Annotated in this window: 19 protein-coding genes; 4 read left to right on the forward strand and 15 right to left on the reverse strand. The window is 43.2% G+C overall.

What is annotated here, in order from left to right; genetic code table 11:
- Positions 1-27: 27 nt before the first annotated feature.
- Positions 28-450 (reverse strand): winged helix-turn-helix transcriptional regulator, encoded by a 423-nt coding sequence (locus tag FSB76_RS25395; protein ID WP_147058419.1) that lies wholly within the window; start codon positions 448-450, stop codon positions 28-30.
- An 83-nt stretch (positions 451-533) separates the two neighbouring features.
- On the opposite strand from FSB76_RS25395, the gene FSB76_RS25400 reads away from it, so the two are divergent.
- On the forward strand, positions 534-1,418 hold the full coding sequence (locus tag FSB76_RS25400) for an NmrA family NAD(P)-binding protein (protein WP_147058421.1): 885 nt from the start codon (positions 534-536) through the stop codon (positions 1,416-1,418).
- A 122-nt stretch (positions 1,419-1,540) separates the two neighbouring features.
- Here the strand turns inward: FSB76_RS25400 and FSB76_RS25405 are convergent, their stop codons facing one another.
- The 5 genes from FSB76_RS25405 to FSB76_RS25425 form a co-directional block, all read right to left on the reverse strand.
- A complete protein-coding gene (locus FSB76_RS25405) occupies positions 1,541-2,914 on the reverse strand; it encodes a di-heme oxidoreductase family protein (RefSeq protein ID WP_225976306.1) in 1,374 nt (457 codons plus the stop codon).
- 18 nt (positions 2,915-2,932) lie between these two features.
- Positions 2,933-4,006 (reverse strand): imelysin family protein, encoded by a 1,074-nt coding sequence (locus FSB76_RS25410; RefSeq protein ID WP_147058425.1) that lies wholly within the window; start codon positions 4,004-4,006, stop codon positions 2,933-2,935.
- A 7-nt stretch (positions 4,007-4,013) separates the two neighbouring features.
- Positions 4,014-4,436, reverse strand: coding sequence for a QcrA and Rieske domain-containing protein (locus FSB76_RS25415; protein WP_158642982.1), 423 nt, complete (start codon positions 4,434-4,436; stop codon positions 4,014-4,016).
- A 12-nt stretch (positions 4,437-4,448) separates the two neighbouring features.
- Complete coding sequence (locus FSB76_RS25420) at positions 4,449-5,690, reverse strand: hypothetical protein (protein WP_147058430.1); 1,242 nt, start codon at positions 5,688-5,690, stop codon at positions 4,449-4,451.
- A 170-nt stretch (positions 5,691-5,860) separates the two neighbouring features.
- The gene (locus FSB76_RS25425) at positions 5,861-6,544 is read right to left on the reverse strand and encodes a heme exporter protein CcmB (RefSeq protein ID WP_147058432.1); all 684 of its coding nucleotides are present in this window, start codon (positions 6,542-6,544) and stop codon (positions 5,861-5,863) included.
- A gap of 87 nt (positions 6,545-6,631) precedes the next feature.
- Between FSB76_RS25425 and FSB76_RS25430 the strand changes: the two genes are divergently transcribed.
- Complete coding sequence (locus tag FSB76_RS25430) at positions 6,632-7,117, forward strand: methylated-DNA--[protein]-cysteine S-methyltransferase (protein WP_147058434.1); 486 nt, start codon at positions 6,632-6,634, stop codon at positions 7,115-7,117.
- Here FSB76_RS25430 and FSB76_RS25435 read toward each other — a convergent pair.
- The 8 genes from FSB76_RS25435 to FSB76_RS25470 all read right to left on the reverse strand — a co-directional run bounded on the left by FSB76_RS25435 (position 7,106) and on the right by FSB76_RS25470 (position 16,699).
- Positions 7,106-9,049 carry a hybrid sensor histidine kinase/response regulator gene (locus tag FSB76_RS25435; protein ID WP_147058436.1) on the reverse strand — a complete coding sequence of 648 codons (1,944 nt, stop codon included), beginning with the start codon at positions 9,047-9,049 and terminating at the stop codon, positions 7,106-7,108. The genes FSB76_RS25430 and FSB76_RS25435 overlap by 12 nt on opposite strands.
- Before the next feature lie 29 nt (positions 9,050-9,078).
- The gene (locus FSB76_RS25440; RefSeq protein WP_158642983.1) at positions 9,079-9,666 is read right to left on the reverse strand and encodes a chemotaxis protein CheB; all 588 of its coding nucleotides are present in this window, start codon (positions 9,664-9,666) and stop codon (positions 9,079-9,081) included.
- Positions 9,656-10,486 (reverse strand): CheR family methyltransferase, encoded by an 831-nt coding sequence (locus tag FSB76_RS25445; protein WP_192910101.1) that lies wholly within the window; start codon positions 10,484-10,486, stop codon positions 9,656-9,658. The genes FSB76_RS25440 and FSB76_RS25445 overlap by 11 nt, the downstream gene beginning before the upstream one ends.
- Before the next feature lie 3 nt (positions 10,487-10,489).
- Positions 10,490-13,933 (reverse strand): response regulator, encoded by a 3,444-nt coding sequence (locus tag FSB76_RS25450; protein ID WP_147058440.1) that lies wholly within the window; start codon positions 13,931-13,933, stop codon positions 10,490-10,492.
- Between the two features lie 96 nt (positions 13,934-14,029).
- Positions 14,030-14,455: a hypothetical protein gene (locus FSB76_RS25455; protein ID WP_147058442.1), complete on the reverse strand. Its 426-nt coding sequence runs from the start codon at positions 14,453-14,455 to the stop codon at positions 14,030-14,032.
- 132 nt (positions 14,456-14,587) lie between these two features.
- A complete protein-coding gene (gldC, locus tag FSB76_RS25460; protein ID WP_090653031.1) occupies positions 14,588-14,917 on the reverse strand; it encodes a gliding motility protein GldC in 330 nt (109 codons plus the stop codon).
- A gap of 124 nt (positions 14,918-15,041) precedes the next feature.
- Positions 15,042-15,308: a hypothetical protein gene (locus FSB76_RS25465; RefSeq protein WP_147058444.1), complete on the reverse strand. Its 267-nt coding sequence runs from the start codon at positions 15,306-15,308 to the stop codon at positions 15,042-15,044.
- A 35-nt stretch (positions 15,309-15,343) separates the two neighbouring features.
- Positions 15,344-16,699, reverse strand: coding sequence for a DEAD/DEAH box helicase (locus FSB76_RS25470; RefSeq protein ID WP_147058446.1), 1,356 nt, complete (start codon positions 16,697-16,699; stop codon positions 15,344-15,346).
- Positions 16,700-16,895: 196 nt separating this feature from the next.
- On the opposite strand from FSB76_RS25470, the gene FSB76_RS25475 reads away from it, so the two are divergent.
- Together FSB76_RS25475 and FSB76_RS25480 are read left to right on the forward strand one after the other, a co-directional pair.
- A complete protein-coding gene (locus FSB76_RS25475; protein ID WP_147058448.1) occupies positions 16,896-17,537 on the forward strand; it encodes a hypothetical protein in 642 nt (213 codons plus the stop codon).
- A 290-nt stretch (positions 17,538-17,827) separates the two neighbouring features.
- Positions 17,828-18,961, forward strand: a complete 1,134-nt coding sequence (locus tag FSB76_RS25480; protein ID WP_158642984.1) for a carboxypeptidase-like regulatory domain-containing protein — start codon at positions 17,828-17,830, stop codon at positions 18,959-18,961.
- Positions 18,962-19,203: 242 nt separating this feature from the next.
- Here the strand turns inward: FSB76_RS25480 and FSB76_RS25485 are convergent, their stop codons facing one another.
- Positions 19,204-20,706 carry an ATP-binding cassette domain-containing protein gene (locus FSB76_RS25485; RefSeq protein WP_147058451.1) on the reverse strand — a complete coding sequence of 501 codons (1,503 nt, stop codon included), beginning with the start codon at positions 20,704-20,706 and terminating at the stop codon, positions 19,204-19,206.
- Positions 20,707-20,974: the final 268 nt, after the last annotated feature.

Consider the following 20,974-nt stretch of genomic DNA (forward strand, 5'->3'; position numbering starts at 1 on the left):
TATATTCAGGTATCGCCCAACACTGATTTATATCGCCCATTTTGCAGTTTCCGGCATCTCCGGGAAACTGCCCATGTTTTTATAAATAGCCGTACCGTTAGCTTCGCTGTCTTCAATTGCCCAACTTGCCATGGCATGCATTACCGGCCTTAAACCTTCACCTGTTCTGCTCAGGCTATAGGTTACATATGGCGGCACCACTGGTTTTGCTTCCCTGATAACCAGTTTATCGGCTTCCAACTGCTTTAGGTGCTGGATGAGCATTTTTTCCGTTATGGTAGGTATTGCCTTTTTTAATTCGCTGTAGCGCTTGCTGCCGTTTAGCAGGTGAAACACTATAATTGGTTTCCAATAGCCGCCTATACGCTCCATCACGTAGGTTACAGGGCACTCCTTAAATGCGGCCTGCTTGTTTTCCTGTATGGTAGATGTTTCTTTTATCTGGGTCATGCGGATACATACTTTAGGGTAAGTACTTGTATAAAAGTAAGTACAAATATAACTTTGCCCTCAACAAAAACAAAATTATAATCATGAAAATCATCGTAACAGGTTCATTAGGCAATATCAGCAAACCATTGGTAAAGCAATTAATTGAGGCAGGACACCAGGTAACCGTCATCGGCAGCGATAAAAATAAAGCCGCGGCTATCGGAGCATTAGGCGCCGTGGCGGCTATCGGTTCATTAGCAGATACCGCATTCCTTGCAGACACTTTTACCGGTGCAGATGCAGTTTACGCCATGGTACCGCCAAACTTTGGTGCCGCTAACTTAAGGCAATATATGGGCGACACAGGTAAAAGCTATGCCGAAGCTATCCAAAAATCGGGAGTTAAAAAGGTGGTAGCGTTAAGTAGTATCGGCGCACATTTAAGTGAAGGAACCGGGCCGATAAAAGGTATTCACGATGTGGAAGGTATTTTGAGTGGCTTACCAGGAGTAGCTGTCAAATTCATTCGGGCGCCTTTCTTTTATGTGAATTTGCTTAATGATATTCCGGCTATTAAGCACCAGGGAATTTTGGGATCAAACTATCCGGCTGATGCCAGGCTTGTGATGGTACACCCACGGGATATTGCCGATGCCGTTGCCGAAGAACTGCAAGCCGATTTTACCGGCAAAAGTGTACGCTACATTGTGAGCGACGAAAGTACAACCGCCCAGGTAGCAACAGCTTTAGGCAAAGCCATTGGTAAACCCGAATTGCAATGGACTGGTTTTAGCGACGAGCAGGCGCTTCAGGGGATGTTGCAGCATGGTTTGCCGCCCGAGATGGCCAAAAACTTTGTAGAAATGGGCACAGCCGTACGTAGTGGAATAATCTGGGAAGATTATGACCTCCACAAACCCGCCCAATCGGGCAAGGTAAAACTCGAAGATTTTGCCAGGGAATTTGCCGAAATTTATAACAGCTAATTGAAATCAAATAAAAGGCCGCCTCATTTTTGTTGAGGTGGCCTTTTTTGACTTTATAATTAGGAGAGTACCCGACCGTTACGCATTACAATACCTAAGCAAACCAACATTTCAGGCTTCTTTTACAAACTTCCTAAAAACTTCAATACCAATGCCCTGTCTGACTTCGATAGTTTGGAGAAGTATACTTTAGAAGCTTCCGCCTCGCCACCGTGCCACATAATGGCTTCCGTTACGGATCGTGCGCGGCCATCATGTAAATAATAGCCTGGGCTGTTCACTTTTTCGAATAAACCGAGGCCCCAAAGCGAGGCGGTGCGCCATTCCTGTCCGCTGGCCAAAAAGTCGGGGCGGTTATCGGCAAGACCGGGGCCCATGTCATGTACAAGTATATCGGTGTAAGGGTGTATCACCTGGTTTGATACCGGCGCGAAAGCTACATTTACCCCAGTAGTAAGGGTTTGCCGGTGGCAAACGGCACATTTGGCGGCCTTAAATAACGCCTCTCCCTTTTTGCAATCGGCATCGGTAACGTCGCGGCGGGCCGGCACGGCGAGGGTTGCGGCATAAAACCTGACGGCATTTAAGGTGCTATCCGGTAATTCCGGGTCATCTTTCAAGCCATCATCCTGAATTTGTCCGAAACTGCTTTCAACCGGGAATATCCTGTTGGTAATGCCTATGTCCTGGTTATAAGCAGCTGCAACCTGCGTCAGTATCGATGCCGTATTGGCCTTCCATCCAAACCTGCCCAACTGGCGCGATTGTGTAGTAACGTCCCAAACGTAGTTGGGCTTGCCTTTTATGCCGTCGCCATCAGCATCGTTAGGGTCGGCCATGGCTACAATTTCACTTTCGGGCACGGCCTCCAGCAAACCCAGGCCAAACATTGGCGGCGCCAGGCGGGGCGACAGCAGGTAACTGCCGGATATGGCTGTATATAAATTAGTAAGCGTATAAGTGGGCGCCCTTAATTCATAAGTTTCGCCGTCGGCAAAACTGTAAGTGGTATAAGTGTAGGCAATATTTATTTTAGCCTCGGGTACCTGGCCAAATACAGCCTTATCCTGTAATTGCAAACCATAACCGGGTACCGGAAGGGGGCCGCCATGGGCGTCGGCGCCAGGCAGGCTGATGCGTACCAGCAGCGAAGAACGGGATTCCCCCGCGGTAGGCAAGCCAATACCATCATTATGATGGCACGATATACATGATGTATTATTAAAAATAGTGCCTAACCCGCTGTTAATGGGTGCAGGGGCGGTAACAAATATTTTGCTAAAAGCAGCATCGCCAAAGCCATGTACCTTTTGATCATAATCTGACATGCCGGGGAACATGTTGCTGAACGCATGAGATGTAAGATCAAATACCGTAGTTATTCCGCCCGACAGGCGCTCGTCATATCCTGTATCAGGAAACTGCGCAGCCTTTTGGCATTCTGATAAAATAAGTACCAAAAGTGCTAATACGCCTACTACCTTTAACTTTTTCACCTGTATAAACCTGTATAATTAGTCTGCGATATTTGCTTCAATAAAAGCGTTTAAGTCAACGCTCAAGGTTGTTTGTAACGTGGCTATAGCGTCTTGTGTAGCTTTGATTTGGCCGCGTTGGTTGTATATGGCTTTTTCAAAAGTTTGGGTTATGGTGCCAAATAAAGCCAATACCGCATTGTACTGTGTTTTGATTTTGGCATCCAGCGAGGCATTTTTTGCCGCTACCAATGTGCTTAGGCTCGCGGTGCCGTTTGCCCCATTGTAGGAACAGGTATACACATTAAGGATACCCTTGATATTGTTTGTAAAATCGGTAGTGGAGTTATGCGAAAACGACGATTCATCCAATGTGCTGTCGCGTGCGGCATACGGATCTTCCATTTTACCGGTGCCAACTTCGTTGCAGATATCCGACATTGCACCAACCATTGCTTTAAATAGGTCTTTGCGGGTTTTGAATACGGCACTTCCTTTACCTGCCGTTGTTACCGTTGCCGAGTAGTTGCCGCCTGTGGCAGCCCAGCTGTCGCGTAGCTGGGTAGTGGTATTTACCAGGCTTTGTGTTGTTGAGGCCAGGAATAGTTTTTCACGGGCTGTAATATCCGTGGCCTTTTTGGTGCCACCAACGCCAAATATGATATATTCAATAGCGTGAAAGCCTTTAGCTGTGCCATCAAGCTTGTCAATGTCGGCAACAGCCAATGAGCCCGAACTGGCCAGTAAGCCATCAACATCAAGCTTGTTTAGCGGCCAGCTATCCATTGTGGGGTCGTAATCGTTGTCTTCAACCGGCCCAAACAAAAAGCCTTCGCATGCTTCCCATGGCGCACGGGTGGCTTTCCAGGCATTTTGCGCAGCTAAAAGATTGGCTGCATTTGGGGTAGCAATTAAAGTAGTAACCGCCGTTTGCAACACCACTGCGTTTGCCTGTATCTGTACGTAATTGGGATTTGCAACAACGCTCACAAAATCATTTATCACCTGGGCTTCTACGTCGGTTGTTACCGGTGTGGTTGTTGTATTGCTTTTGCTGCAGGCACCCAAACCGAGGGCGGCTACGCAAACCAATACGAGTAAGTTATTTTTCATAGGTAAGTTAAATTAGATGGATGATTATTTGATCTGATTGTATTTCTGTTTTGTACTTTTTTAACGGCCGCTCGGCAGGGCCGGTAATTACTTTACCTTCACCATTAAAAGCGCTGCCATGCAAATCGCATTTATAGCCGTTACCGGTAGGCATTAACTGGTTATCGGCATGGGTACATTTTAAAAGCAAAGCGGTATAACTGCCATCGGCCTCCTTTTTCAGGCCGATATTATAATACAGGTTTTTAGGTTGAATAAGCTGGAAATTGGTTGTGCCAAAAATGGCAACAGGTACGCTTACCGCATTATTGGCTACACCTGTTTTGTAAACAGGTAAAGTAGCACAACCAGATATAGATCCGGCTATCATACCGGCGCCAACAGCTACACACAACGAGCACGACTGTTTAATGAATTTTCTTCTGTGCATATAAAGCCCCATTTAAAATGAATATCCTACACCCAGATTTATCAGCGTGTTACTGGTTTTATAAGGCAATGCTACAGGGCTTGGGTTTATTATCAATGCCGGGTTTTGCGCGCCGCTATGGGCCAGCCTTACGTCGGCCTTTACAACCACGTTGCGTAGGGGCAGATAAGTAAAGCCTGCAACTACAAAGTTTTGGTTAAGGGTTTGGTCGGTTATGCCATTTGCGGGGATACCCGAATTAAGGTTAAGCTTTTCATCCCGTACAAAAACAATCAACTGGGCAGGGTTCGTCTTTCCGTAGTTGCTCCGAAAAAGTAAATCATATCCAATTTCGGCATAAGCGCCGTACATGGTTTTGGGTGTATTGCTGGCATAGGCCCGGTTTATTTTATCGGCATCCGGGATAGATGCTATAGTGCCCAATACCTTAACCGAAAGCCCCTGGTTATTATATTGTATATCGCCCTCGCCCATGGCTACGGGTGTGCCAAATATGCCCGAGTTTAAGCCAAGGCTATCGGCCTCAGTTTTTCGTATGCCTACCGTACCACCGTAGTAGCCCGATAACTGTGCTTTAAAGCTACCCTGGTAATATTGCAAAGCGCCGGTTACGGCGAGGTTGGTGCCGGTAGCATTACGCCCTTCAAAGCGCCCGTCAACTATGCCCGTTCCGTGCGTGAAACCGGCAGCACTCAATCCGTTCATTATCCCTAATGAGTAATTAACGGGCAGGTTATTTAAGCGACCATAAAATCCTATGCCCAATTCGCGCCAGGTGGCCGGGATAACCAATGCTTCTACATAGTTACGTTCGTTACCATTAAAGGTGGTAGGCAGGTGATTTTCGTTCAGGATGCCTATGCGTGGCAAAAACAAACCAGCCACAATATATTGATTAGGATTAAGGCTGAACTTTAAATAGGCTTGCTCAATAGTAATTTCGCCGCCGGGCTGGCCGCCGTTAACTTTGGCATCTTCCAGCTCAAGTTCTGAGAAAAACGAAATCCTGTTGCTAAACTTATGGCCCACAAACAGTACAAAACGTTCCAGGTCAACCCTGGCAGTTCCCTGATTGGAGTTGTACTGGTAGAAAGCATTTCCGTAGCCACCTATTGAGGTGTTGGTAAGAACGGAGTTTTTTGCAGTATTGTTATTAAGGGAATCTTCTGCTGTTGAATTATTGGGCTGTTGTGCTAACAATGCGCCCGAGATAAATAAAGATATTATGAGTAAAGTATAGTTTTTGCCATGCATCGTCGTATGTTCTTTGACGGCAAAACTATAAGTTAATTAGACTTAATCCAAATAAAATTTAAAATGATTCTAAATAAGGGTATTGAAAAGTAAGAAACGAACTGATCAACTTATTTGAACGGATGTAGAGTCAAAATAATAGGAAACTTAATAATGTAGCTTTTAGGGATTCAATCGCGCCACAAATAAGGAAAAAGCAATAATGCTGTTGTAATTACAATGGCGTTAATGGCAAAAAGAACGCCGATATCGCCGTAACTCAGGCTGCGTTCTATACCATCCATTGCTCTTTTGCTTAGGCGGATAAGTATGAGTATCACCGGAATAATTACCGGGAAGCTTAAAATAGCCATGAGCGTGCCGTTATTGCCGGCTTTGGATGCTATGGCCGATATCATGGTAAATACGGTTGAAAAGCTGATGCTGCCCATTAATACCGCCAGCAAATAAAACCATAAGTCGCCAAGTTTATTGGTGAAAAAAACCTGGTATACCAGCAAGGCTAAAAAGCTAATGAGCGTCATCAGCAAAATATTGTATATGGTTTTTGAAAGTATAATGGCCTGTGGGCTGGCAATGGAGTAGTAATACAGTAACCGGCTTTTACTCTCCTGCATAAAGCTTTTGGCAATGGCATTCACCGATGCAAACAACATAATGATCCAAAACAAGACATTCCATACCAGCGGGTAGGCTGTAGTGCCGCTTAGGCCTGAGCTTTGATTGAACGAGATATAGCAAACAAACACGGTAGATACTACGTAAAGTAAAACGCCGTTAAAAGCATATTTTGACCGCCACTCCAGCAAAATTTCTTTTTTTAACAAATGGACGGTTTCCTGAACAAGCTTCATACGGCAAAGGTAATAATTTGTGATAAGGGATTTCAGGCATTTGTTTGATAGCCCCGATTACTTTAATTTTGATTACAATTAAAACTCATGACCGTAGCCTATTATCGTACCCCCATCGGAATCGTTCGGATTACACAGACTGATGAATTTATTTCGGGGATCTCTATCCGGGATGAAGAATATGAGATAGAGCCGGCCTGTACCCCGTTGTTGCAGATGGCTATTGACCAGTTGCAGGAATACTTTGATGGCACAAGAAAAACCTTCGATTTTCCTATCAGGCAGCCTGGCACCGATTTTCAGCAACAGGTTTGGGAATCCCTGTTAACTATTGAGTACGGCACCACAACAACTTATCTGCAGCAATCTCAACAAATGAACAACCCATTGGCGATAAGGGCCATTGCTGCCGCCAATGGGAAAAATAACCTTTGGGTTGTAGTTCCCTGCCATCGGGTGATAGGGTCAGACGGCAGTTTAACCGGCTACGCGGGCGGCCTTTGGCGTAAGCAATGGCTGCTGCAACACGAAGCCAACGTTATGGGCGTAGGACAAACCAGGTTAAACTTTTAGCTTATGGGTACGACCACTTAATAGCTTACTTATTTTTTCGTGCAATTGATACGGCTGAAATGGTTTGGATAACACATCGTTCATCCCGGCTGTTAAAGCTTCCTGCTGCTCATAGCCAAATGAAGCTGCCGAAAGTGATATAATAGGTATACTTCGTTTAGGCTCCTCAAAATCAACCCTGATAGTTTTTGCCGTTTCGTAACCATTCAAATCGGGCATATGGGTATCCATCAATATAATATCGTAATGGTTGTTCCTTAACTTATCAAGCACTTTACGGCCGTTATCAACCATATCAACCTGCACCTGCCAGTCTTTAAGTATTTTCGATAGCATAAACTGGTTTACCATATTATCTTCGGCTACCAATACACTAACATTTAAAAAAGGGGCAAGTGCTTTATCTGGTCTCGCACCGGGCTTTTCAACCGGTTTGGCCGAAATTGTGAACCAATTATAAAAACTGAAGGTGCTGCCTTCGTCAATTTTGCTGTTTACCGTCAGTTCGCCGCCTTTTAGTTCAACCAATCTTTTTACTATGGCAAGCCCAAGCCCGGTGCCTCCGTATTTACTCACCGTATCCTCATCGGCCTGCTCAAATGATTCAAACACCCGGTTAAGCTTATCTTCGGGAATTCCTATGCCGGTATCTTCAACACTATATTTTACCCTTACTTTATCGGCGTGCTTTTGTATAACCGATACCTTTAGCTTTACATATCCCCTTTCGGTAAACTTAATGGCATTACTGAGCAGGTTCATCAATATCTGGTTTAAACGCAACGAATCAACCATCATATACGGCGGCAACTCAGGATCTATTTCTAAGAAAAACTCGATGTCTTTTTCATCGGCCCTGAATTTCAGGAGGTCGAATACCGATTTGATAATATCGTGTACATTATTCGCAGTACGAATAATATTAAATTTCCCGGCCTCGATTTTTGAAATATCCAACACATCGTTAATAACCCCAAGTAATGATTTTGATGAAGTTTCCAATAAATCAAGCATTCCCCTTTGCTGCTCATCAACATTAGTTTTTAGCAGCATGGTGGTAATGCCAATAATACCGTTAACAGGTGTGCGGAGTTCATGGCTCATATTGGCCAGGAAAGTTTCCTTAACTTTTTTAGTATACTCTGCCTGATCCTTTGATTTGATGAGCTGTTCCTGGTAGCTTTTTTGAGGAGATATATCGCTGATATTGATAAATATCATTTTATTATGGTACGATGCACGGCATTCGCCCCATATTACCCGTTTATCAAACCGTTCAAACCTGCCTTCAAATACCGCGAAGGGCAAATTATCTTTAATAATTTCGCCCAGTTTTTTTCTAAATGCCGGTTGATGCTCGGTTATGGCCAGATTAACTATGCTCTTGCCCAGTAATTCGGTGGGTTTAAAGCCCAAAATACTTTCAACTGCCGGGTTAATATTGTCAATCCGCAGGGTTTGCGCGTCAACAGAACAAATGATATCTGCGGAGTTTTTTACAACTATCGAATAATTTTGTAACTCCTGGTTTTTTATTTTGATTTCGGCCTGTGCGCGGGCAAGGTGTACAAATGAATCAACTTTGGCCGATGTTATATACGGATCGAGCGGCTTATACAGGTAATCAACCGCGCCGGTCCCCAGCCCTTTAACGGCGTATTTGGTTTCCTTTGATATAGCGGTAACAAAAATTACCATAATATCCCTGGTGCGCGGATTTGATTTAAGCATCTCTACCAATTCAAAGCCATCCATTTCGGGCATTTGCACATCAACCAACGCTATGGCAATTTGGGTTTCCCAGGCTATTTTAAGAGCTTCATTAGGGGATGTTGTAGAAAATATGCGGATGTCATCGCGTTTTAATAAGGCTTCAAGCGCTATTATGTTCTCTTCTCTGTCATCAACAATAAGAATATTTACAGGGGTCATGTAATATTGATTAGTGTATGGTGAATTACCTATGTACTTAATAATGTAAAAATTTCGTCAGTATGTAAAATATATTCTGCGGCTCCAATATTAATTGCAGCCGTTGGCATTTCGGTCATTTCGGCATCTTCCGGATGCTGTGCAATGGTGGTGGCGCCGCTATTTCTTAATTTAAGCAATCCTTCCGCACCATCCTGGTTTGCACCTGATAGCAATATGGCAATGCAACGCTCTTTATAAACTTCGGCCGCGCTTTCAAACGTTACATCAATAGATGGCTTTGAAAACCAAACCGGTTCCGATACGTCAAGTGCAAATGTTCCCTCTTTTTCAATTAAAGTATGGTAATTTGCGGGCGCTATGTAAATAGTATTCTTATTTAGAATATCCTTGTCGCCAATTTCGCGCATTAACATACGGCTGTTTTCTGCAAACAGTTTTTCAATCTCGCTAAAAAAATTTTTTTTGCGATGAATTACAATAATTACAGTTTTGTTTAGGTCGGGAGCCAATAGTTTAACTATCTGAAACAATATTTTAAACGAACCGGCAGAGCCACCGAGTAGCAGTATTTCGGCAGATTTCCAACGTTCAAGCAGGTTTTTATCAGGAGCCAATTTTTTGATAAATATTTTCCTTTGGATTAATCACCTTAAACTTCTTTTTAAAAGTATCTGAACGGATTGTTTCTTTACTCCCCAGGCACAAGTAGCCCAATGGGCATAAACTTTTATAAAAAAGCTCGAGGATGTGTTCCTGCAACTCAGTTTCAAAATAAATAAATACGTTACGGCAACTTATAAGCTGAAACTCGTTGAATATCCCATCTGAAACGAGGTTATGTACCGAAAACAACGTATTTTGTTTCAATTCATTGTGTATCGAAGCTGCATCGTACAAGATAGTAAAATGATCTGAAATAGAACCTTTCAGCCCCGTAAATTGATAATTTTCTGCATAACTTTTTATATTACGCAAGCTGTATATGCCCCGGCGGGCTTCCCTTAGTACCTCAGTGTTAATATCGGTGCCGTAAATGAACGATTTATTGCTAAGGCCCGCTTCACGCATCAGGATGGCCATCGAATATACCTCCTCGCCGGTTGAGCAGCCTGCTACCCATATTTTAGAATGTTGATAAGTGGAAAGGTAGGGGATAACCTGGCTGTTTAAACCTTTGTAAAACGAAGGGTCGCGAAACATCTCTGTAACATTCACGGTTATCTCTTCCAAAAACTCCTGGAAAAAGTCCTGGTTGTTTACCAGCGCATGCTTAAGGTCATAAAAGCTTAGTTTTTTAAGCTGCATAATCCTGGTAATCCTGCGCTTTAATGAGGCTTTGGTGTAGCCCGAAAAATCAAACCCATGCATCCTTTTTACAAGGTCGATAAGTTCGGTTATTTGGGCTGCGGTTAAAATTACGTTAGTATCAGTCATAAATTAACTTTCCAGCCATAGTTGCATCAGCGAAATTAGCCTGTCCATATCAACCGGTTTGGTAATATAATCATTAGCGCCCGCCGCTATACATTTTTCGCGGTCGTCTTTCATTGCTTTGGCTGTTAACGCTATTACGGGCAATTTGGCCCATTTGTTTTGCTTGCGGATGTACCTTGTGGCTTCGTAACCATCCATTTTGGGCATCATGATATCCATCAAAACAATATCAATGTTCGGGATCTCCTCCAGCTTGGCTATGGCTTCTTCGCCATCGTTGGCAATTTCCACAATAAGGTCATAGCTTTGCAGGGCGCTGCTCAGGGCAAAAATATTGCGCATATCATCATCAACAATAAGCACTTTTTTGCCTTTTATGGCGTCCTTGCCTTTAGCCGGCAATTTAGGTTTTGATGTTTGCGCCGTTTGGCCGCCGGCAGATGATTCGCTGATTTTATTCAGGAACAGGTTAACCTCATCAATTAGTCTATCGGCAGATTTATTTGTTTTAACTACCATTGCGTTTGCATATTGCATAAGCCTGTTTACCGATGTTTTATCCAGCTCCATAGCAGTGTTGACAATTACCGGCAACGAAGTAAAGCGATCAACCTCCTTAATCTTGTCTAACAAATCCAGGCCCGAAATGTCGGGCAGGTTTAAATCAAGTATAACGCATTGATACTCATTCTCGTGCAGCATCCTAAATGCCGATTCTCCGTCAAACGCCTGGTCTACTGTAATGCCCTGGCCCTGCATCATATCTTTTAAAGCCTGGCTTTGGGCTTTATGGTCTTCTACCAGTAATATTTGCTTAAACCGGGTTCCGCTTTGCAACATGATATCTGCAAACAGTTTATCCAGCGTTTCGGTATTAATGGGCTTTTTAAGGAAGCTAATGGCGCCTTCTTTTTGTACGCGATTAGCCGCCGCTTCGCCTGCCGACATCAGGTGTACCGGGATATGTATGGTATCTTCATCTGCTTTTAGCTCTTTTAATATCTGCCAGCCATCTTTGCCGGGCAGCATTATGTCAAGTATTACAGCATCAGGCTTGGCTTCTTTCACGGTTTCTACAGCGCGGGTGCCTTCATAAACTATAATAGATTTATAGCCATGATCACGGGCATAATCCTGCAGTATGCCGGCAAAATTTTTATCATCTTCTACAATTACCACTAACGGCTCGTGGTTATCTTCCCGGGTTATGGCTTTAGCGGGCTTCAGGAAGCTACTTTCGGCCTTGAAAGTTTGGGCTGTTGGTAAAACCTCGTCATGCACAACCGGTACTATTTTGGCCTCAAGGGGAATCGTCAATATAAATTCGCTGCCTATTCCCGGCTCACTGGTCATGGTTATGCTGCCGCCCAATAATAAGGCCAGCTCACGGCTAATGGATAAGCCCAATCCTGTGCCGCCATATTTGCGGCTTGTTGAACCATCGGCCTGCTGAAAGGCTTCAAATATAATCCGTTGTTTTTCGGCAGGGATACCTATACCCGAATCTTTGATGGCAAAGTTGACGGTATTTTCTTTAAGCCCGGGTTTTACATTGATGGAAATTGAGCCATTCTCGGGCGTAAACTTAAACGCGTTTGAGAGCAGGTTTTTTATCACCTGCTCAACCCTTACCTTATCGGTAAATATGGTTGAAGGCACATCCCCGGCAATGCTGGTGGTGTATTTTATTTTTTTGTTACTTGCTACTTCGGCAAACAACATTTCCATATCGTCCACAATTTCGGATATCCTGATGTCCTCATTTTGCATATCCAGCTTGCCCGATTCTATCTTGGATAAGTCCAGTATGTCGTTTATCAATGTAAGTAAATCGTTGCCCGCATTGAAAATTACGCTGGCGTATTTAATCTGATCTTCAGATAGGTTGGCCGGCTTATTGTCTTTTAGGATACGGGCCAGCACCAGTATGCTGTTAAGGGGGGTGCGCAGTTCGTGGCTCATGTTTGCCAAAAACTCCGATTTGTATTTGCCGGTAGTTTCCAGCTCGTCAACTTTAATATTAATGGCTGCACGCGCCTCTTCAATGGCCTGGTTTTTTTCTTCAAGCAAGCTTGCTTTTTCTTCAAGCTCGGCGTTAATCGTACGTAACTCTTCCTGTTGTACCCGCAATTCCTCTTCAGATGCCTGCAACATTTCTGTTTTATTTACCAATTCTTCGTTGGTAACGCGCATTTCTTCCTGCTGCGCTTCCAGTTCTTCGGCTTGTTGCTGGGTTTCTTCAAACAGGTCGTGCATGATGGTGCGGGCCTGGGCGGTATTTACAGCAATACCAATATCATTGGCTATGGCTAAAATATAACCACGGTCTTTTTCTGCCAATTCGCCGGCAAAGGCCACTTCCATTACGCCTTTTAGCTTTTTGTCAAAAAAGAACGGAATGATAAAAGTTTGGGTTAGTAATTCTTTAACTACCGATGAAGACAGTTCCAAACTATCGTTCAGCTTGCCTTTTACCACAGCCGCTTTTTCATCGGCAGCTACCTGGCCAACCCAGCCTTCGGTTAACTGTACCCGTTTCTTTATTAAATTTGGATTATGAAATGCGTAGGATGCGTATAATTCAAGGATATGCTGCCTATCGTCATATAAATAAAATGTACCTGCGGCAGCCTTGGTATAAGCACAAACTTCGGCCAAAATATTATGAGATAATTCTTTTTCGCTTTGCTGGCCCTGCATTTTTTCGTTAAGTGCACCTGTGCCGGTAAGCAACCAGTTTTTGGCTTCATTTTCGGCAAGCACTATACCCAATTCGGTGTTGGCAACCTTAATTTCTTCTTCTATCTTTTTCTGCTGATCAAATGCTGTTTGAATGTATCTGAACAAAAACAGGATGATAAATAGGAATATCAACGATCCGCAGGCTATAACGGTAATAGCCATTTTTGATGCTTTTGCCGAGCTTTGTTTGCGAATGTTGAGAAGCAGGTTTTCGTTTTCTATTACCCTGCTTACCAGCCCGCGTATGTTATCCATGTTTTGCTTGCCATTCAAAAACAGGTTATTGGCAACCATAAATTCAAGCCCTTTGCTATCGCGGGTATCGACATTCTCTTTAAGTATGTTTAGCTGGGCTGTTACAAGGGATGTTAATGAGTCCAGCCGCTTTAACTGAACCGGATTGTCTTTGGTGAGATTTTTTAACGAGCTCAGGTCCTCGCTGATGCGTGGTATTGCCTCATGATATGGTTCAAGAAACACCTTTTTGTCTGTAGCTCCAAAACCGCGCATGCCGGTTTCTGCATCTATCATATGTTGCAATAAACCGGTGGACGATTTGATAACATTTTGGGTATGCTCAACCCAGGTGTTATCTTCTTCTAACTGGCTGATGCTGTTATAGGATAGTATACCAACCAGTAAAACCAGGATGATTGATGCAGCAAAGCCAGTTAACACTTGCTGACGAAAGGTAAGTTTCAACATTGATAGAAATAATTAAACAAATACAAATATGTTCAAAAAAAAGCTGTTTACGTAAAGTGAACAGCTAATAAACATATCAGGAATATTTTGATTAATTTAAACTGTTTCGGCGGGTTTGACAAAGCCTTTGGGCTTGCCGTTGATAGCACCCGCAAGCGCCAGAAACGGGCCTGCAAATAATACGAACCAACCCCACTTAAATTTAATTTGCCTGGTTAAAAGTGAATCGAACTTGCGGAAAGGGATAAAACTAAAAGTTGTTTCTACCTTTATAATGGCGGCAATAAACAGCACGGCTACCAAAATAACCGACGCCCATGCACAGGCCCGCGTAATTTTATACTGGTTTAAAAATGACGAAATAACACCAATAACAGCCACCAGTACAAGTGCTATACCGTACGGTTGGTTAAGCTGATAAACGTTCCAGTTAAACAAATGGAACGGGCGTAACAACGGGCAGTATGTACCGGCAAAAAGCAATACAAAGCCCAGGAATGATAAAATTGAACTAAGGCGCATATAGGTTGTTTTGTGAGTGGTGAATAGGGAGTGGTTAGTGGTGAATAGTCAGCGGTGAGTGGTGGATAGTGATTGGTGAAATTTTGGCTTGAAAATGCAAAACTCACCACTGACTACTCACCACTTACCAACTTATTGTTTAATTTCCATTTTATCGGCAAAGTGGGCGCAGTAATCGCGCAGGTCTTCAACAATGTTTTTTTCGCCGGTGGCGCGTAAAAAGCTGTCGCCCATGGTTTGCAGGGTTTCGTAAAAAAAGCGTTTCATCTCATCAACGGGCATATCTTTGGTCCACAGGTCAATGCGCAGGGTGTTTTTATAGCTTTGGTCCCACAGGGCCAGCATGAACGATTTTACGGGCAATGCCTCTTTTGATTGCGAATCGGTTGATTCCCACATGATATTTTCGGGCACGTTATTATCGTCCAGCGTAACGGTGAGCTTTATTTCGGCAGTTTTCATTTTCTGTTTTATTAAAGTCGCAAAAGTAGGTTATTTTACCGCGACCGGACTATAATGAGTTTGTAATTTTTGATTGAACATTATGCTTATCCACAATGTAAATTATTGAAATAAGAGAGAACGCTTATTTAACCAGAAAAAAGATTACAGCTATCAAAGCTATTACGCACGACTCAATAATCCATAGTTTTTTAAGTTCGGCAAAAAAATTGCGGAACATGAGATCCATAAAAAACACAACCGCTGCAAATAACAGGAATATCCAACCAATGGTACCGCTCCAGTTCTCTAAAGGGCGACCGGCAATGGCAGCTCCATTTATCCAGATATAAACAGCCACCACCAAAAAAAATGTCGTAGCAAAATTTAACGGGGTAATGCGCAATTTCATGTGATTGACTATATGTTTGAAGTTTTTAAAATCGGTTAACGTTTTTTTCGGGAGGATGATGACCTGGTCTTCCCGCCGGCTGCTTTATAGGCTTTGCCATATTTTACTTTGTTCTTGGCCTCGTCAAACTTTTTGTGCTGATTGAGGGTTTTCTTTTCGTGAAAAGCGCCTTTAAAATCCGGGTCGTCTTTGCGCTTTTGCATATCAATTTCCTTGGCAATTTCCTGGCGCTCATCGTAGCCTGTCTCCTCAATAAAAACATCATCCGGAATAGCAGAAACAGGGATACTTTGCTTAATGAGTTTTTCTATCTTTTTAAGATAGTACTCCTCGGCCGGACCACAAAATGTAATGGCCTCGCCCGATTGCAGGGCCCTGCCCGTGCGGCCTATCCGGTGTACATAATCTTCTATTACAACAGGTACGTCAAAATTAATAACATGGCTTACATCGCTTACATCAATACCGCGCGATGCCACATCTGTTGCTACCAGTATTTTAACCTCGTCGTTTTTAAACGAGTTTATGGAGTTGATGCGGGTATTTTGCCCTTTATTGGCATGTAGTACTTTAACACCTCCTTCGCCAAATTTGCGCAGCAGGAATTTGTAAACATCATCGGCAACAACACGGGTTTTGCAAAATATCATCAGCTTGGTAATCTCTCCCTCGGCCTCCAATAATTTCTTTAACAGGTGAATTTTGGTTTTAACATTGGGTACGTAATATAGCTGTTGGTTAACCGTTTGCGCGGGCGTAGCCTGCGGGGTAACCTCTATAATGGTTGGATACTCCAGGAAGTTATTGGATAGCTCATGAATTTTATCACTCATGGTGGCCGAAAAAAGCAGATTTTGCCTTTTTACCGGTACAACCTCAAGTAAGCGGTTAATCTGGGGCATAAAGCCCATGTCCATCATTTTATCGGCCTCGTCAAGAACGAGTACCTGCAGGGTTTTGGTAATTATATGGCCTGCCAGGTATAAATCCATAAAGCGGCCAGGAGTGCCTACAATGATGTCTACACCTTTATTAAGGTTTTCTATCTGTGTTTTTGGGCCAAGCCCACCGTATAGTACTACAACCCTAAGGTCGGTATTGGCGGCAAAGGTTTTAACGTTTTCTTCAATCTGCATGGCCAATTCGCGCGTTGGCGAAATAATGAGCGCGCGGGGGGCTTCGCCCTGGGCATATTTAAGCTTCATGATTATGGGCAAAACATAAGCAGCCGTTTTACCGGTACCGGTTTGCGCTATGCCCATTACATCCTGTCCGTTCATGATAGGAGGGATGGCTTTTTGCTGTATAGGCGTAGCTTCGGTATAACCGGCATCGGTAATGGCATTTAAAATTTGCCGGTTAAAATTAAATTCTTCAAAAGATACACCCATGCCGCAAAGATAGGCTTTTTGTTGATTAGGGCTATTGTTTGTTATATTGCGCTAACCTTTAGTATCACTTTTACGTTTAAAGCCGTAATAAAGGATGCATGAGATGTTAACCATATGCAGTACTTTACCTTATCTGTTTTATTGCCTGGTGGTTATATCCCGTTGCTTTCGCTTTTACACCTATTAAAATTCAGCAATGAAAAAACACTTATTTACACTTTTATTTATTGTGGCGGCATCTTTTGCTGCAAAAGCTCAAATTGGTACCGGCCGGTATTATACTGGCGGTAGCCTTAACTACAATTATGATGGGTATGGCTACACCAACACCTATTCGTACGCGGCGGGTACTACGGTTTATACCAATCATGGTATATCTAACCTGCAAATTAACCCCGATTTTGGGATGTTCCTGTCAAAAAACTGGACTATTGGTATCCAGCCTGGTTACTCGCGCACGGGCGGAACCGAAACATCAGTTTATACCGCATTGGCCGGCAGCGGCACCACCAGCTACTCTTACGACCATAAATACCACACCGAAGCGTTGTCGTTAAGCATCCACTTCAGGTACTATTGTATGCTGAATGACAGGATTGGCATATTCCCACAGTTTGGCGTTACCGAGGCCAACAATGTCAACAACTTTAATTCGGGCTCGATAAGCGTTGGCGGTAACCCCAACATCGTGTTTTTTGCTACTAAAAAACTGGCCGTAAATCTTGGCTTTGGCAACATATTGTATACCCATGATTATCAAACCAAAGCCAATTCCTTTAATATTGGCCTGAATACAAATATTGGTTTCGGTGTAAATTATTACTGGGGAAAGCAGTAGTTTGAGTAGTGAGTAATGAATCGTGTCTGCCCCGGGCGAAGTTAAAGGCGGGGCAGACATGATCATGCAAAGGGCAGTAGATGAAGAGATTTAACCCTTCCTATCGAATCCCGCCCCCCGACGGCCATTGTAAAAATCTTATATCAACAAATAAATACTTTGGCAATTCATCCTGTGTTCATAAAAAATGCTTTTTTTAGTGGCTTGAATAATTATTTCAGTATTTTTAGTTAATGCGGCTAATCCGGATAGTTTTTATAGTCTTTGTTTTATTATGCCCCTTGTTTGTTTTGGCGCAATCTGCTACTATCACCGGTAAGGTAGTACATGGCGAAAGTAAATCGCCGTTGGCCAATGCCAGCGTGTTTTTAAATAATGCTACTTACGGTACCTCAACCGCCGAGGATGGCACATTTACGCTATCGGGTGTTAAACCCGGCCAGTATGAATTAATTGTTACCGTGGTTGGGTATGAAGACTACGCCCAAACCGTGCAGGTTGGTAACGTACCTTTAAAGCTCGATATATCGCTCACGCAAAAAGTACTCATGCTGCGCGAAGTGGTGATAAGCAGCAATGCCGACTGGAAAAAAAACTATGAGCAGTTCAGAAGGGAGTTTATTGGTACTACCGAAAATTCCAAATTATGCAAAGTGCTTAACCCGCGCGTTCTTAACCTTAATTACCATCGCAGCAAACAGCGGCTGGAAGCCGATGCCGACGAGTTTTTAGTGGTAGAGAACAGAGCTTTAGGCTATCGGACAAAATATTTATTGAAAAACTACGTGAGCGATGGTATTGAGCATACCATACAATACTCGGGCAGGGCCTTGTTTGAAAACCTGCCGGGATCTGCCGAGCAAAAAAAAGTGTGGAAACACAAACGCGAGGAAGCTTACTACGGCTCGCCCCAGCATTTTTTCAGGTCATTATATAAAGATAAGCTTAAAGAAGAGGGTTTTGAAGCCCACGACTTTACCCGGGCATTAAATCGTGAAAGACCACCGGAAGAACTGATCCAACAAAAAATAAAAAGATATAAAGAAACCAACCGCGATTCGGTTATGCACTGGTACAAACTAAGTAACCTTACCAAATGGAGCGATGAAAACGTAGTGAAGATTCCATACCAGTCGATGGAGATTTTGCGCAGCACACCCGAGGCCGGAATTTATGCTATTGCCTTTCCGCACTTTTTGTATGTGGTATATACCAAAAAGCATGAGCTTACCGAATTTAAGGATGTATACCGCCCGCTGGATATGGAAAACTTTGAAACCAGTATAATCACCCTTTACGGTAGTTATGCCTTGTTTGATAACAACGGCACCGTAATATCAAACCCGGCCCCGCTTTACGAAGGCACCTGGTCAAAAGCCAAACTATGCGATTTGCTGCCGGTTGATTACGAGCCGGGGGACTAACTATAGTTCATTGGTTCACTGGTTCATTAGTTCATTGGTCTTTTCTTTTCGTTCATTGGTTCACTGGTTCATTAGTTCATTGGTCCTGTCTGATGGCGTGCAGGTGATTTCAGGAAGCCAGGCTTAAAACGTTCCGTCCGCTATGCCCGCGTTCCAATGAACCAATGAACCAATGAACCAATGAACCAATGAACCAATGAACCAATGAACCAATGAACCAATGAACCAATGAACCCAATAAGCTAATAAACCACCTTCCCTTTATCCAACGTTAAAACCTTATCAACACTGTTTGGTATTTCATGCTGATAGTGGGTTACGTATATCATGGTCACATTGCTTAGTTTGCAAATGGTATCTACAATGTTTTTAAAATGGAGCTGTTGGTGGTCGTCCATGCCCTGGCAGGGTTCATCAAAAATAAGTAGCGAAGGGTTTTTTACCAATGCACGGGCAAGTAAACATAAGCGTTGCGCGCTTGCAGGTACGTTTTTTAAAAGCATTCGGGCATATTGCTCTATTTCAAGGGTTTTCATCCATTGTAAGGCTATGCCAGCCATTTGTTTATTGCTTGGCCTAAACAGTCCAAGGGTGTCGTAGTATCCCGATTCAACTACCTGCAGGCAGCTGTTATCAGTAGGGAAATATTGGTGCAGCTCCGGCGATACAAAACCTATTTTCTTTTTTATATCCCAGATACTCTCACCGGTACCGCGTTTTTTATCAAATAAAACAATGTGGTTGGCGTAAGCCTGCGGATTATCGCCATTTATTAAGCTGAGTAGTGTTGATTTGCCTGCGCCGTTAGGACCAAGCAGCGCCCAACGCTCGCCTGTTTTAATTTCCCAATTTACGTCATCCAGTACTACCTTATCGGCGTATTGGATGTGCACCTTTTCCATTTTAACAATATGGTTATAGCTTATGCGCGGTTTATCAGGGTTTAAAAGTATGTTAAGTGCCGCTATATCAACGCTGTCGGCAGCATCGGTTATAAACTCTTCCAGCTTAAAATTGGTACTGGTAGTTTCATGAGCAATTGCGCCATTTTGTAACACGGCTATATGGGTAATTCCTTCCGGGATTTCGTGCGCGGGTGTGGCAATAATTAAATTGATGCCCGATGCGGTAATTTGGCTGATAATACTGTTAAACGCCTGTCTTGTTTTTACATCAAGTCCGGTTAATGGATTATCTAACAATAATAAAACGGGATTTTTAAGTAGGGCAGCTGCCAACATCAGGCGCTTTGTCTCGCCGTTTGATAACTTTATTATTTCCTTGTCGTATAGATAACCAAGGTTCAACAAAGGTATTACCTTATCTAAGGTCCAGTATCCGCCGGCAGTCTCATTGATAATGTTGTTTAAGTAATTGTTAACGGTTAGGGCATCCTCCGAGTCGGACGAGTTATAACGTTGCTGATAATAAAAATCGGAGGTGTTTGATAAGTTTCGGAAATGATGCCTGGGTTCAACAATGGCAACCATCTTTGTTTTAATGCTGATGCCATTTGTAACCAGGCTTTCGCCACGCTGCGCGCTTTCAGTATGATAAGCGATGGAACCGCCCGTAATATTAAAGCGGCCGGCAATGGTTTGTAATAAGGCGCTTTTACCTGAACCGCTTGGGCCAACCAGTGCCCAGTTCTCGCCTTTGTTTATTGTAAATGTAAGATCCTTGAACAGTGTATTGTTCAAAAATCTTACAGTTGCATTGTTTATCGAAAAAATAGTTTTAGTCATGGTAGCTTAATAGCGGGCAAAATTAACCAACTGCCCTGAAAAGCATCTGGGTATGATGCTATTTATTTTACCATGAATAATTGGGAGCGCGTTTAAGCAGTTTTCTTAAGGTGTTGATTTGGCGTAATGTTGGCATCGCTCTTGTTTAACCTGTTCCATCCCTCGATATTAACAAGTTCGCCTTTAACAAAATTATTGCATTTTTTATTTGGACAGGCAACAATCCAATGTTTTTTTGATTGTTCAACTTGAGGTCGTGTGCCGCATT

Origin of the sequence: Mucilaginibacter ginsenosidivorax (genome assembly GCF_007971525.1) — a bacterium.
GTDB lineage: Bacteria > Bacteroidota > Bacteroidia > Sphingobacteriales > Sphingobacteriaceae > Mucilaginibacter > Mucilaginibacter ginsenosidivorax.